This window comes from Streptomyces griseoloalbus (assembly GCA_014650015.1).
Classification (GTDB): domain Bacteria; phylum Actinomycetota; class Actinomycetes; order Streptomycetales; family Streptomycetaceae; genus Streptomyces; species Streptomyces griseoloalbus.
Genome location: BMUD01000011.1, coordinates 70141 through 82909, shown reverse-complemented (window position 1 = coordinate 82909; position 12769 = coordinate 70141). Strand labels below are relative to the sequence as shown.

Sequence of the window (12769 nt, the reverse complement as noted above, 5' to 3'; positions counted from 1 at the left end):
CGGCACCGCTCCCTGGAATCGGCCTGATCCGGACGCCCCCCTAGCCGGCGCTCAGTCCCCGTCGGGGTCCTCCTGCGGTTCGGCCGGCGGCCGGACGGTGACCTTTCCGGACGCGAGGTCTATCGGCCCGCGTCCGGGGTCGGCGTCGCCGACGTCCTCCCGGGTCAGTTCCAGACGGTTCTGCTCGTCACGGGTGTGCTTGCGGCCGGGGGCGAACAGTTCCTCGAAGGCGTTGAACATCGCTCCCCTTCCCAGGGACGACGGGCTCGTACACCGATTGTCCCGCCGCCGGCCGGTCCCCGGGCTCCGCCGGAAACAGGCCGAGCCGATGGGCCACCGCCGCCGCCTCCCCGCGGCCGGAGACACCGAGCTTGGCGAGGATGTTGGAGACATGGACGCTGGCCGTCTTCGGGGAGATGAACAGTTCCTCGGCGATACGGCGGTTGGTGTGTCCCGCGGCCACCAGGCGCAGGACGTCACGCTCCCGGCCGGTGAGTCCGAGCGCGTCGGCCGGATGGGCGGGGGCCGGGGCCGCCGCCCGGACGGCGGGGGCCAGTACGAGGCGGGCGCGCTGGGCCAGCAGGGTGGCGGACCGGGCCAGCGGTGCGGCGCCGAGGTGGCCGGCGACGGCGTCGACCAGCCGCAGCAGTTCCGTGGCACGGGCGCGCTCGTCGTCGCCCGCCCCGGAGGCGAGCAGGGCCTCGGCGAGCCGGAACCGGACGCGTGCGAGGTCGTAGGGCCTGCCCAGTGGCTCCACCGCCTCCACGACCGTGGACCATTCGTCCGGTGCGGGCCTGCCCTCGGCGCGCCGCAACTCGGCGCGCAGCCACAGGTCGTGGGCCTGCCACACGGGGACGCCGGTCGCCAGGGTCCTGGCCGCCTCGCGGACGCGTTCCAGGATCTCGGGGCGGCCGGGGTCGGTCGCCGGGTCGCCGAGGGCGTCCGCCTCCGCGGTGGTGGCGGCGAGCAGCAGGGGCCAGCCGTAGCGCTGGGTGCCGGGCGGGAGGCCGGTGTCGAGGGCGGCGAGCAGTTCGGTCCGGGCATCGGCCAGGCGGCCCTCGGCGGCGGCGACGCCGATGGCGACCCAGGTCATGGGCAGGGCGTACTGGGGCATCGGGTCGTGGGTGCCGAAGTGGGCGCGGGCGGCGGCGAGATGGCGGGCGGCACCGGTCAGGTCACCGCGGTCGTAGGCCAGGTGGGCCAGGCGCATCGAGGCTCCGGCGCGGGGCTTGGCGCTCTGCTCGATGCGCTGTGCGTTGGCCGCGGCCTCGGCCGCCTCGTCCCAGCGGCCCAGGGAATGGAGGGATTCGGCGAGGTTGCCCCAGACCCAGCCCTCGGAGTCCAGCAGCCCGAGCCTGCGGGTGACCCGGACGCCTTCGGTGAGGAGACCGGCGGCCTCCCCGGAGCGGCCGACGCCTTCGAGCGCGGACGGGAGGTTCACCTGGGCGCGGCCCACCACCGTGTCCACGCCCAGTTCGGTCGCCCGGTCCTTGACCTCGTACATCTCGGCGAGTCCGGTCTCGATGTCGCCGGCGTCGACCATGAGCCCGCCGAGGGTGAGCCGGGCGTTGAGCTCGATGTCGTGGGCGCCGACCATGCGGGCGTACTCGACGGCGCGTTCGGCGGCGGCCATGGCCTCCGCACCGGGTTCGTGCAGCATCGACCAGCCGGCCGCGGCGGCGAGGACCTCGGCGTGCACCTCGGAGGGGGGCAGTCCGCGCACCAGGTCCTGCGCGGTGCCGAGTTCGGCCCAGCCGTCGCCGCGGGCGAGGGACTGGGTGATCCGGGAGCGCTGTACCCAGAACCAGGCGGCGCGCAGCGGATCCGGTTCCTCGTCGAGGAGGCGCAGCGCCCGCTTGGTGATCTTCATCGCGCGCTCGCGTTCCCCGCAGAGGCGGCCGGCGACGGCGGCCTCGGCCATCAGGTCCAGGTAGCGCAGCCGGGCCGTCGCGGGGTCGCCGCCGCTGGGGGTGCCCCCACGCCGCCCGGGTGGCGGGGCAGGGTGGACGTCGACGCAGTCGATGGGGCGCAAGGTGGCCCGTACGGCGTCGGGGACGGCGTCCCACAGCTCCATCGCCCGCTCCAGCAGGCGCAGTTGTTCGGAGTAGGCGTGCCGTCGGCGGGCTTCGACGGAGGCGTCGAGGACCACGGGCAGGGCCTTGGCGGCGTCCTGGGCGTGGTACCAGTAGCTGGCCAGTCGCGTCACCCGCTCGTCGGCGCGGACGAGGGTGGGGTCGGCCTCCAGGGCCTCGGCGTAGCGGCGGTTGAGGCGGGAGCGTTCGCCGGGCAGCAGGTCGTCGCTGACGGCCTCGCGGACCAGGGAGTGGCGGAAGCGGTAACCGTCGCGGTCGGGTGCGGGGGCGAGGATGCCGGCGTGGACGGCGGCCCGCAGGGCCTCGATGAGCTCGTCCTCGGTGAGCCGGGCGACGGCGGCCAGCAGCCGGTCCTCGACGGTGGAGCCGCCCTCGGCGACGATCCGGGCGACTCGCTGGGCGCTTTCCGGAAGCCCCTCGACCCGGACCAGGAGGAGGTCGCGCAGGGAGTCGGTGAGGCCGGTGCGGCGGCCCGCGTCGGCGGCGACGGCGAGTTCCTCGACGAAGAAGGCGTTGCCGTCGGAGCGTTCGAAGATGTCGTCGACGCGGTCGGGGTCGGGGTCGCGGGCGATGATGCCGGCGATCTGCCGGTGGACCTCCTCGCGGTTGAAGCGGCCGAGTTCGATCCGCTGGACCGTGCGGAGCCGGTCGAGTTCGGCGAGGAGGGGGCGCAGCGGGTGGCGGCGGTGGATGTCGTCGGAGCGGTAGGTGGCGAGGACGACGAGGCGGCCGGTGCGCAGGGTGCGGAACAGGTAGGAGAGCAGGTGCCGGGTGGAGGCGTCGGCCCAGTGCAGGTCCTCCAGGGCGAGGACGACGGTGTGGTCGGCGGCGACGCGTTCCAGCAGGCGGGCGGTGAGTTCGAAGAGGCGGGCCATGCCCTGTTCGTCGCGGCGGGCCTCGCGGGCGGCGGCGGTGCCGAGTTCGGGCAGCAGGCGGGCGAGTTCCTCCTCCTGGCCGGCGGCCGCGGCGGCGAGCCGGCCCGGCAGTTCACGGCGCAGGTGACGCAGGGCGGTGGAGAAGGGGGCGAAGGGCAGTCCGTCGGCGCCGATCTCGACGCAGCCGCCGAGCGCGACGATCGCGCCGCGACGGCGGGCCGCGGTGGCGAACTCCTCGACGAGGCGGGTCTTCCCGACGCCTGCCTCACCACCGATCAGCAGTGCCTGCGGCTCGCCGGCACCTGAGCGAGCACGGGCGAGCGCGTCGTTCAGCGTGTCGAGCTCTGTGGTGCGGCCGACGAACACGGGACTGACGGACTTGGTCTCCACGCCCCCGAGCATCGCACGCGCCGCCGGCGACGGGGCACCGCTGCGCGCCCCCGTGGCCGCGGCGGGCGCACCCGGGTCCCGGGGACGGCGGCCGTCCCCCGCGCGGCCACCGTCCCCCGCGCGGGGTTCACACGGCTCGGGCGTGCCGGCGCCACGTACGGCCTTCGGGTCCGGTGACTCCGGCGGCGGCTTCCCGGCGGGCGGCGCGGCGGAGGCGGCGGGCCTCGCGTGCCTGGCGCTCGTGCTCGGCCCGGCGGACGAGGTCGTCGTGGCGGAGGTGGTGGAAGGCGTACGCGAACATGGTGTGATCCCCCCCCAGGACGCGGTGTCGGGCATCGCTTTCTGCGACGCCTCCACCGTCGTCTGTGAGGCGGGCCGGCCGCATCGGGAGAGTTCCGTATCTTCGGCGGGCCCGTGGCCTCAGAAGACGCTCGGTACGGTCACCGGGCGCACCAGGACCCCTCCTCAGCCCTCGGCCAGGCACTCAGCGGCCTGCTGCCGAGCACTCGGTGGCCCTCGTCTAAGCACTCAGTTGCTGCGCCACCAGTCCCACCGCGCCGGCGACCGCGAGCCCCATGGCCGCCGTGCGCGTGCGGTGCGCGTTCAGCCGGCGGGTCAGGGGGCGGGCGAGCAGTACTCCGGCGATCGCCGCGGGCGCGAGCAGCGCGGTGCGTCGCAGGGTGTGGGCGTCGACCGCGCCGGCCGCCGCCAGCGCGGCCAGGCTCATCAGCGAGCCGGCGAGGAAGAACGCGCTCATCGTGGCCCGCAGCCGTGGCCCGGTCAGCCGCTGCCACACCATCGCCATCGGCGGGCCTCCGATGGACGTGGCCGTGCCCATCACCCCCGACGCCATACCGGCCAGGAGCACCGAGGAGCGCCGCGGCCGCGGGGCGAAGCCCGCCGCGCTCGCCGCGACGCCGGCGAGGACCACCCCGGCGATGAGCAGCGCGAGGTAGCGGGCCGGCAGGAACACCACGAGCAGCGCGCCGGCCACCACTCCCGGCACCCGTCCGACGAGGGCCCAGCCGCAGCCGCGCAGATCCGCCCCGCCCCCCTCGCGTGCCAGCACCGCCGCCGTCACACCGGCGGCGAGCAGCAGCACCACCGCTGGTGCGAGCGTCGGGTCGACCAGGGAGAACACCGGAGCGGCGATCATGCCCAGGCCGAAGCCGACGGAGACCTGGAGGACCGCGCCGATGGCGACCGTGAGGGAGAGCAGGGCGAACTCCCCTCCGCTCATGCCCACGCAGACCGCGCCTCCAGCGGGAAGTGGCACAGGGCGGTGTGGGCGTCGCCCGCACCCTCCCGCTCCCGGACGACGGCCGGCGGCGCCTCGGTGGCGCACCGGTCCTCGGCGCGCCAGCACCGGGTGCGGAAGCGGCAGCCGGACGGGATGTCGAAGGGCGAGGGGATCTCGCCCTTGAGCTGGATCTCCTGGTCGTCGGTGGCGCGGGAGGTGTCCAGGACCGGTGCGGCCGACATCAGCGCCGCGGTGTAGGGGTGCTGCGGACGGTCGAACACGTCCTCGGTCTCCCCGTGTTCGATGACCTTGCCCAGGTACATCACCGTCACCCGGTCGGAGATGTACCGCACCACGGACAGGTCGTGGGAGATGAAGACGTACGCGACGCCGAGGCGCGACTGGAGTTCCGAGAGCACGTTGAGGACCTGTGCCTGCACCGACAGGTCCAGGGCGGAGACCGGCTCGTCGCACACGATGAGGTCGGGGTCCAGGGCCAGGGCGCGGGCGATGCCGATGCGCTGGCGCTGACCGCCGGAGAACTCGTTGGGGTAGCGGTGGGCGTCGCTCTCCCGCAGCCCGACCAGGGAGAGCAGTTCACGGATCCGCTTCTCGCGGGCCTTGGCGTCCGGGACCACGTCGCGGTGGGTGCGCCAGGGCTCGCCGATCAGGTCGGCGGCCGACATGCGGGCATTGAGCGAGGCGAAGGGGTCCTGGAAGACCATCTGGACGCGGCGACGCCAGTTCAGCAGGTCCTTGCCGCGCAGGGCGAAGGGGTCGACGCCGTCGTACCGCACCGTTCCGGCGTCGGGTCGCTCCAGCCCGAGCAGGACGCGGGCCAGGGTGGACTTGCCGCAGCCGGACTCGCCGACGAGCCCGAGGGTCTGCCCCCGGCCGAGCTGGATGTCCACTCCGTCCAGGGCGGTGAGCCGGCGCCGGCCGCTGCCGAAGCTCTTGGTGACCCCGCGGACCTCCAGCAGCGGCGGGTGTGCGTCGGGTCCGTCCGCGCGGGGGCCGGGGGTGGCGGTGGTGGTGCGGGACTCAGGCACGGTCGAGCTCCTCGGAGAAGTGGCAGGCGGCCGAACGTCCGTCGCCGGTGCTGCGCAGGGACGGCCGCTCCCGGACGCATCGCTCCCGCACCAGGGGGCAGCGGGCCTGGAAGACGCAGCCGGGCGGTACGGCGCTCAGCTCGGGCGGGCTGCCGGGGACGGCGGGCAGCGGGCGCCCGCGCTCGGCGTCCTCCGGGACCGAGTCGAGCAGTCCGCGGGTGTACGGGTGGCGGGGGGAGGAGAAGACGTCGTGCACCGGTCCGTTCTCCACGACCGTGCCCGCGTACATCACGACCACGTCGTCCGCGCGCTGGGCGACCACGGCCAGGTCGTGGGTGATCAGGACGACGGCCATGTCCCGCTCGTCCTGGAGGTCCCGCAGCAGCCGCATGATCTGCGCCTGGACGGTGACGTCGAGCGCGGTGGTCGGCTCGTCGGCGATGAGCACGTCGGGGTCGAGGGCGACGGCCATCGCGATCAGCAGCCGCTGGCGCATGCCGCCGGAGAACTGGTGCGGATAGGACTTGGCCCGCTGCCTCGGCTCGGGAATGCCCACGCGGGTCATGAGCTCGACCGCCTTCTCCTCGGCCTGCCGCCGGGAGAGTCCGCGGTGGATGCGGAACGGCTCGCCGATCTGCCGGCCCACCGGCTGCACCGGGTTGAGGGCGGTCAGGGCGTCCTGGAAGACGATGGACAGGACGGGGCCGGCCAGCTTGCGGCGTTCCGCCGCGCTCATGCGCAGGGTGTCCTTGCCCCTGACCCGCACGGCGCCGCCGGTCACCTCGGCGGCGGGGTCCAGGAGTCCCACCACCGAGAGCGCGGTCATCGACTTGCCGCAGCCGGACTCGCCGAGCAGGGCCAGGGTGCGGCCGCGGCGGACGCTGAAGCTGACGCCGTCCACGGCGCGCAACGTGCCGGAGGCCGTGTTCAGGTCCACGCACAGCCCTTCCACGTCGAGGGCGGGTTCGGTGGCGGACGGGGCGGGGGCGGAAGTGGTCGTCACGGGATCATCTCCGGAGGAACGGCGGCGGAGGCACCGCGGCGCTTGCGGGGCAGCGTCAGCCGCCAGCGCTGGGCGGGGTCGGTGGCGATGCGTGCCCAGGCGGCGAGCACCGTGGCGGACACGGTGGTGAGCACGATGGCGAGGCCGGGCAGCACCGTGATCCACCAGGCGGTCTGGAGGTACTGCCGGCCCTGGGCGACCATCAGTCCCCAGCTGACGTCCGGGGGCTGGATTCCGATGCCCAGGAAGCTCAGCGAGGACTCGGTGAGCATCACGAAGCAGAAGTCGAGGGTGGCGACGGTCAGCAGCGTCGGCAGGGCGATCGGCAGGATGTGCCGGTAGATGATGTGCCGGCTGGGTGTGCCGAAGGTGCGGGCCGCGTCGACGAAGAGCCGGCTGCGCAGTTCGGCCGCCTCGGCCCGGGAGGTGCGCAGATACACCGGGATGCGGGCCACGGCGAGGATCAGCACGATGTTCAGCGCGGAGGGCGAGAAGACGTAGAGGACGACCACCGCGATGAGCAGGGAGGGGAAGCTGAGGATGACGTCGGCGACGCGCATCACCACGCTCTCCCGGCGCCCGCCGTGGTAGCCGGCCCACAGGCCGAGGGCCGATCCGATCAGCAGCGAGCACAGGACCGCGGGGACGGCCACGGACAGGGTCGTCGCCGCCGCGTCGATCAGACGGGCCAGCACGCTGCGCCCGAGGACGTCGGTGCCGAGCAGTCCGTACACCCCGTCGCCCAGGGACGGTGGCCGCAGGGAGGCGTCCAGGTCCTGGCGCCGGGCGCGGTCGCCGATGAACAGCCGGCCGAAGAGGGCGACGAGGACGACCACGGTGAGGATGACGGCTCCGACGGCCGCGGCGCGGTCCCGGCCGAGCAGCAGCCACCAGCTCGGCGGACGGTTCCGGGCGGGGGCGGCGTCCTTCACGGGTGCCGTGCCGTCGACGGCGGAGGACTCTGCTTCGGTCATGGTGCTTCCTTCGCTCACGCCGGCACCGCCTGACGCACTCGGGGGTCGGTCAGCGCATGGCAGACGTCGACGATGATGTTCAGCGCGAAGATGGTCACCGCGGTGAGCAGCACGGCTGCCTGGAGGACCGCGAAGTCGCGCTGGAGGATGGAGTCGATCATGAGCTTGCCGATGCCGGGCCAGCCGAAGATCGTCTCCACGATCACGGCGCCGTTGACCAGGCCCACCGTCAGGTCACCGGCCACGGTCAGCACCGGCGTCACCGCGTTGCGCAGGGCGTGGCCGAAGATCACCCGGCGGGGCGTGGCGCCCTTGCTCCGGGCGATCTTGACGTAGGGCGCGGAGAGCGCGGAGACCATGCTGCCGCGCACCACCTGGACCAGCACACCGAACGGCCGGATCAGCAGGGTCGCGATGGGCAGGACCCAGATCTCGGGTCCGCCCAGGGTGCCCGAGGTGGGCAGCCAGGCGAGGCTCACGCCGAAGACCAGGACGCCCATGACGGCGAACCAGAAGTCGGGGATGCTGGCGGCCGTCATCGACAGCAGACTGGCGACCCGGTCGACCAGGGAGTTGGGCCGGTAGGCGGCCAGGCTGCCGATCAGTACCGCTCCGGTGATGGCCAGCAGCATGGTGACGCCGGCGAGCTGCAGGGTGACGGGGAAGGCGTCGAGCACCATCGAGGTCGCGGACTGCCCGGTCCTGAGGGAGGTGCCGAAGTCCAGGTGCGCGGCGTCGACCAGGTAGTTCCACAGCTGTGCCGGGACGGAGAGGTCGAAGCCCTGCGCGGCGGAGAACTCCGCGCGCTGCTCGGCGGTGGCGCTCAGCGGGAGATAGAGGTCGACCGGGTTGCCGGTCATCCGGGCCAGGAAGAACACGCCCAGCACCACGCACACCAGGGGGATGGCGCTGGAGAGGATGCGTTTACGCAGAAAAGGAACCATGTCAGTGCTTCGCCTTCGCCGGGCTGACCTCTGCCAGCCGCATCTCGTCGCCGGTGGCGGAGTTCGGTTCGTACCGGATCGACCGTGACAGGCCGAGCAGTCCGCTCATGTGGGCCAGATGGGTGTACTGAACGACCGTCTTGTTCTGGTCGGCGAGCAGCTCCGCGAAGGCCTTCTGGCGTTCCGCGCCGGAGAGCGCGCCCGCCTCGGCGATCCGCCGGTCGAGCTCCTCGGTGCCGAAGGCGGACTGCGGTCCGTCGCTCAGCAGGTACTGGCTGGTGGTGAAGGCCGCGTCACCGGCCTGGTTGCCGTGCATGATCAGCAGGGCGATGGGACCGACGCCCTTGGGCAGCGGCCGGAGCTGGTACTGGAGCTGGGTGGCGGTGTCCGCCATACGGACCTTGACGTTCAGCCCGATCTGCTGCATCTGGTACTGGAGGGCCTCCGCGGTCTCCGACACCCCGGCGAACATGCCGTTGCGGGCGACCAGGGTGATCTGCCGGTCGACGGGCACGCCGTCGGCCTTCGCCTCCTCGACCAGGGCCTTGGCCCGGGCCACGTTCTGCCGGACGGGCTCGATCTCGTCGTTGTGGCCCACCACTCCGGGCGGGACCAGTTGCCCGGCCGGTTCGGCGAGTCCGCCGAGCAGGGCGTCGATGATGCCGTCGCGGTCCACGGCCAGGTCGACGGCGCGGCGTACCCGGATGTCGTCGAGCGGCGCCTCGCGGCCGTCCAGCCGCAGCGCGGTCGTCTCGTTGTTGGGGAAGGAGGCCGTCGTGTCCTTCTCCGCCTCGATCGGGTCGAGGGCGACCGCGATCTCCGCCTCCCCCTTGTCGATCATGGCGGCCCGGACGCTCGCGTCGCTCCGCCAGACGTAGCGGGCCCGGGGGAAGGCCGGGGCGTCGCCCCAGTAGTCGTCGTGGCGCTCGAGGGAGATCGCCGCCCCCGGCTGCCAGGAGCTGACGGCGTAGGGGCCGGTGCCGATGGGGATACGGACCTTGGCCTCGGCGTCGGTCGTGCGCGGCACGATCTCCACGAAGCTCAGGCGCAGCGGCAGGATCGGGTCGGGCTGCTCGGTGGTGACGGTCAGCCGGGTGTCGCTCACCGCCTTCACCTCGAGGTCCTCGTTGCCGAAGACATAGCCCTCGACGTTGCAGGCGAGGTCGGAGTTGACGGCCCGGTCGATGGAGAAGGCGGCGTCCTCGGCGGTGAACGGCTCGCCGTTCTGGAAGGTCACCCCGGAGCGCATGTCGAAGGTCCAGGTGCGCTCGTTCGTCTGCTTCCAGCCCGTGGCGAGCAGGGGGTGCAGTTCACCGGAGTCCGGGTCGCGCTCGACGAGCGGTTCGGTGATGTTGGACCGGACGACGACGCCGGTGCCGGTCAGGGAGGCCTCGCAGGGTTCGAGGGTCGGTGGTTCCTGAGTGAGCACCACCCGCAGCGTGCGGCCGTCCGCGCGGCCGGCGTCGCCCGCGGCGCTGCCCGCCACAGCGCAGCCGCTGGACAACAGCACCGTGCCCGCCAGGAGCATCGCAGTCGTCGCGCGGGGCCGCCGTCGTCCGGCGGGCGGGATGGGGGAAACGGAGAACTTCATTGTCGGCTCGTCTCCGGTGAGTGCTGATGTGTCGCGTTCCATGTACGGGCGACTGCGAGGAGCTGTCTACACTTGCGTACCCGGTCCGCATCTGTGAACGCTGAAGCTAAACCGGCACCGTGGCAGCGTCAAGAGATGCGCGGAATCGGATCCATCCCGCGACCTTCTCGCTTTCGCTGCCCACCCCGGCCCGTACCGGCCCGTACCGGCCCGTACCGGCCCGGCCATCCGTGCCGCGCGTCCCGGAGTCCCTCGACGACGACAGGAGATCACATGCCCAATCCCGGCACTACGACCGAAATCACTCCCGGCGCCCCGACTTCTCCGGCCACCGTGCTCCAGGTGTCACCCCTGCTCCCCGGCCTGGAGCGGGCCCTGACCGAGCGCTACCGCACGGTGCGCCTGCACGAACTGCCCGATCCGGCCGCCTACCTGCGCGACCACGGCGGCGAGGTGGTCGCCGCCGTGACCAGCGCACGGTTCGGGGTCGGCGACGAGCTGATGGACGCGCTGCCGCGGCTGGGCGCCATCGTCCACTTCGGCGTCGGCTACGAGACCACGGACGTGGTCCGCGCCCGGTCGCGCGGCATCGACGTCAGCAACACCCCGGACGTGCTCACCGACTGCGTGGCCGACCTGGCCGTCGGCGGGCTGATCGACTCCATGCGCCGGCTGTCGGCGGCCGATCGGTACGTGCGCGCCGGCGGGTGGACCGCGGCGCCGTTTCCACTGACCTCCCGGGTGAGCGGGAAGCGGATCGGCATCCTCGGCCTGGGCCGCATCGGCCGCGCCGTCGCGCGACGGCTCGAGGGCTTCGGCACGGAGGTGGCGTACTGCTCACGCGTCCCCGTGCCCGACGTGCCCTACCGCCACCTGCCTACCGCCGAGGCGCTGGCCGCCGCGTGCGACGCGCTCGTCGTCACCGTGGCGGGCGGCGCGGGCACCGAGGGGCTGGTCTCGGCGGCGGTACTGGAGGCGCTCGGGCCCGAAGGCCATCTGGTGAACGTCGCGCGCGGCAGCGTCGTCGACGAATCGGCCCTGGTCGCGGCGGTGGAGGCGGGACGGATCGCGGGTGCGGCGCTCGATGTCTTCGCCGACGAGCCGAACGTGCCCCAGGCGCTCCTGGAATCGGACCGGGTGGTCCTGCTCCCCCACATCGCCAGCGCCACCAGGGAGACCCGCGAGGCCATGGGCGACCTGGCGCTGCGCAACGTCGAGCGCTTCATGGCCGAGGGGGTCCTGCTCACCCCCGTGCCGGGGGCCGCCCATTGACACCACCACCCGAAGCTGTCTACAAATGAGAACGCCGACTACATATGAGGATGGCATTCATGGTTCGGACCTCCGAGCGGATCGCCGACGTCACCGTGACTCCCGTGGCGTTCCGGGACTACCCCCTGCTGAACACGGTCGGCGTGCACGAGCCCTACGCACTGCGCACCATCGTGGAGATCACCACGGAGGCCGGTGTCAGCGGCGTCGGCGAGACCTACGGCGGCACGGTGCATCTGGAGCGGCTGCGCCGCGCCGCCGACGAGCTGGTCGGCATGGACGTGTGGAGCCTCAACGACCTGATCGCCCGCACCACACGCGCGCTGGGCTCCGACACCACGGGCGGCGACGGCATGTCCGGCATGGTCACGGGCAGCTCCGCCGTGGACCGGGTCATGTCACCGTTCGACGTCGCCTGCCTCGACATCCAGGGCAAGCTGCTGGGCCGCCCGGTCAGCGATCTGCTGGGCGGCGCGGTGCGCGACTCGGTCCCCTACAGCGCGTACCTCTTCTACAAGTGGGCCGGACACCCGGGCCAGGAGGACGACGACTGGGGCCCCGCGCTCGACCCGGCGGGGCTGGTCGAGCAGGCCCGCCGCATGATCGGCACCTACGGCTTCACCTCGATCAAGCTCAAGGGCGGCGTCTTCCCGCCGGACGAGGAGATCGCGGCGATCAGGGCGCTGCGCAAGGCGTTCCCCGACCTCCCGCTGCGTCTCGACCCCAACGCCGCCTGGAGCACGGAGACCTCGCTGCACGTCGCCCGCGAGCTGGAAGGCGTCCTGCAGTACCTGGAGGACCCCACCGAGGGCATCGACGGCATGGCCGCCGTGGCCTGCGGGACGCCCACACCCCTGGCGACCAACATGTGCGTCGTGTCGTTCGACGACCTCGCCCCCGCCGTGGCGAAGGGAGCCGTCGGCATCGTCCTGTCCGACCACCACTTCTGGGGCGGTCTGCGGCGCTGCGGGCAGCTCGCCTCGATCTGCGAGACCTTCAGGCTCGGCATGTCGATGCACTCCAACTCGCACCTGGGCATCAGCCTCGCGGCGATGACCCACCTCGCCGCCGCGACCCCGCGGCTGACCTACGCCTGTGACACGCACTGGCCCTGGAAGCGGCCGGACGAGGACGTGATCGACCCCACGCCCCTGAAGTTCGGCGAGGGACGCCTCGCCGTCCCGACGGCCCCGGGCCTCGGCGTGGAACTGGACCGGGACGCCCTCGCCCGGCTGCACCAGCAGTACCTCGACTGCGGGCTGCGCGACCGCGACGACACCGGTTACATGCGCCGGTTCGAACCCTCGTTCTCCACCAAGACCCCCAGGTGGTGAGCGG

At 73.0% G+C, this 12769-nt stretch carries 11 protein-coding genes; 2 read left to right on the top strand and 9 right to left on the bottom strand.

The window, feature by feature from the left end; translation table 11 throughout:
• Positions 1-51: 51 nt before the first annotated feature.
• The 9 genes from IE178_RS18340 to IE178_RS18300 form a co-directional block, all read right to left on the bottom strand.
• Positions 52-240: a DUF6191 domain-containing protein gene (locus IE178_RS18340; RefSeq protein WP_184764068.1), complete on the bottom strand. Its 189-nt coding sequence runs from the start codon at positions 238-240 to the stop codon at positions 52-54.
• Positions 188-3370 (bottom strand): helix-turn-helix transcriptional regulator, encoded by a 3183-nt coding sequence (locus IE178_RS18335; RefSeq protein ID WP_193513070.1) that lies wholly within the window; start codon positions 3368-3370, stop codon positions 188-190. Before IE178_RS18335 ends, IE178_RS18340 begins: the two co-directional genes overlap by 53 nt.
• Positions 3371-3485: 115 nt before the next feature.
• Complete coding sequence (locus IE178_RS18330; RefSeq protein ID WP_193513069.1) at positions 3486-3659, bottom strand: hypothetical protein; 174 nt, start codon at positions 3657-3659, stop codon at positions 3486-3488.
• Between the two features lie 219 nt (positions 3660-3878).
• Positions 3879-4598: a sulfite exporter TauE/SafE family protein gene (locus IE178_RS18325; RefSeq protein WP_184764066.1), complete on the bottom strand. Its 720-nt coding sequence runs from the start codon at positions 4596-4598 to the stop codon at positions 3879-3881.
• The gene (locus IE178_RS18320) at positions 4595-5647 is read right to left on the bottom strand and encodes an ABC transporter ATP-binding protein (protein ID WP_229876235.1); all 1053 of its coding nucleotides are present in this window, start codon (positions 5645-5647) and stop codon (positions 4595-4597) included. The genes IE178_RS18325 and IE178_RS18320 overlap by 4 nt, the downstream gene beginning before the upstream one ends.
• Complete coding sequence (locus IE178_RS18315) at positions 5640-6650, bottom strand: ABC transporter ATP-binding protein (RefSeq protein WP_193513068.1); 1011 nt, start codon at positions 6648-6650, stop codon at positions 5640-5642. The genes IE178_RS18320 and IE178_RS18315 overlap by 8 nt, the downstream gene beginning before the upstream one ends.
• The gene (locus tag IE178_RS18310) at positions 6647-7624 is read right to left on the bottom strand and encodes an ABC transporter permease (protein ID WP_184764064.1); all 978 of its coding nucleotides are present in this window, start codon (positions 7622-7624) and stop codon (positions 6647-6649) included. The genes IE178_RS18315 and IE178_RS18310 overlap by 4 nt, the downstream gene beginning before the upstream one ends.
• A gap of 14 nt (positions 7625-7638) precedes the next feature.
• The gene (locus IE178_RS18305; protein WP_184764063.1) at positions 7639-8568 is read right to left on the bottom strand and encodes an ABC transporter permease; all 930 of its coding nucleotides are present in this window, start codon (positions 8566-8568) and stop codon (positions 7639-7641) included.
• Position 8569: 1 nt separating this feature from the next.
• A complete protein-coding gene (locus tag IE178_RS18300) occupies positions 8570-10159 on the bottom strand; it encodes an ABC transporter substrate-binding protein (protein WP_229876233.1) in 1590 nt (529 codons plus the stop codon).
• Between the two features lie 273 nt (positions 10160-10432).
• Between IE178_RS18300 and IE178_RS18295 the strand changes: the two genes are divergently transcribed.
• Both IE178_RS18295 and IE178_RS18290 read left to right on the top strand, forming a co-directional pair.
• Positions 10433-11431 carry a 2-hydroxyacid dehydrogenase gene (locus IE178_RS18295; RefSeq protein WP_193513067.1) on the top strand — a complete coding sequence of 333 codons (999 nt, stop codon included), beginning with the start codon at positions 10433-10435 and terminating at the stop codon, positions 11429-11431.
• 59 nt (positions 11432-11490) lie between these two features.
• The gene (locus tag IE178_RS18290; protein ID WP_318280112.1) at positions 11491-12765 is read left to right on the top strand and encodes a glucarate dehydratase family protein; all 1275 of its coding nucleotides are present in this window, start codon (positions 11491-11493) and stop codon (positions 12763-12765) included.
• Positions 12766-12769 lie beyond the last annotated feature (4 nt).

Bases quoted from the DNA above. Each gene is read 5' to 3' on its own strand.
- IE178_RS18335 (WP_193513070.1), bottom strand. From the start codon at position 3,370: ATGCTCGGGGGCGTGGAGACCAAGTCCGTCAGTCCCGTGTTCGTCGGC.
- IE178_RS18340 (WP_184764068.1), bottom strand. From the start codon at position 240: ATGTTCAACGCCTTCGAGGAACTGTTCGCCCCCGGCCGCAAGCACACC.
- IE178_RS18300 (WP_229876233.1), bottom strand. From the start codon at position 10,159: ATGAAGTTCTCCGTTTCCCCCATCCCGCCCGCCGGACGACGGCGGCCC.
- IE178_RS18305 (WP_184764063.1), bottom strand. From the start codon at position 8,568: ATGGTTCCTTTTCTGCGTAAACGCATCCTCTCCAGCGCCATCCCCCTG.
- IE178_RS18325 (WP_184764066.1), bottom strand. From the start codon at position 4,598: ATGAGCGGAGGGGAGTTCGCCCTGCTCTCCCTCACGGTCGCCATCGGC.
- IE178_RS18295 (WP_193513067.1), top strand. From the start codon at position 10,433: ATGCCCAATCCCGGCACTACGACCGAAATCACTCCCGGCGCCCCGACT.
- IE178_RS18290 (WP_318280112.1), top strand. From the start codon at position 11,491: ATGGTTCGGACCTCCGAGCGGATCGCCGACGTCACCGTGACTCCCGTG.
- IE178_RS18310 (WP_184764064.1), bottom strand. From the start codon at position 7,624: ATGACCGAAGCAGAGTCCTCCGCCGTCGACGGCACGGCACCCGTGAAG.
- IE178_RS18330 (WP_193513069.1), bottom strand. From the start codon at position 3,659: ATGTTCGCGTACGCCTTCCACCACCTCCGCCACGACGACCTCGTCCGC.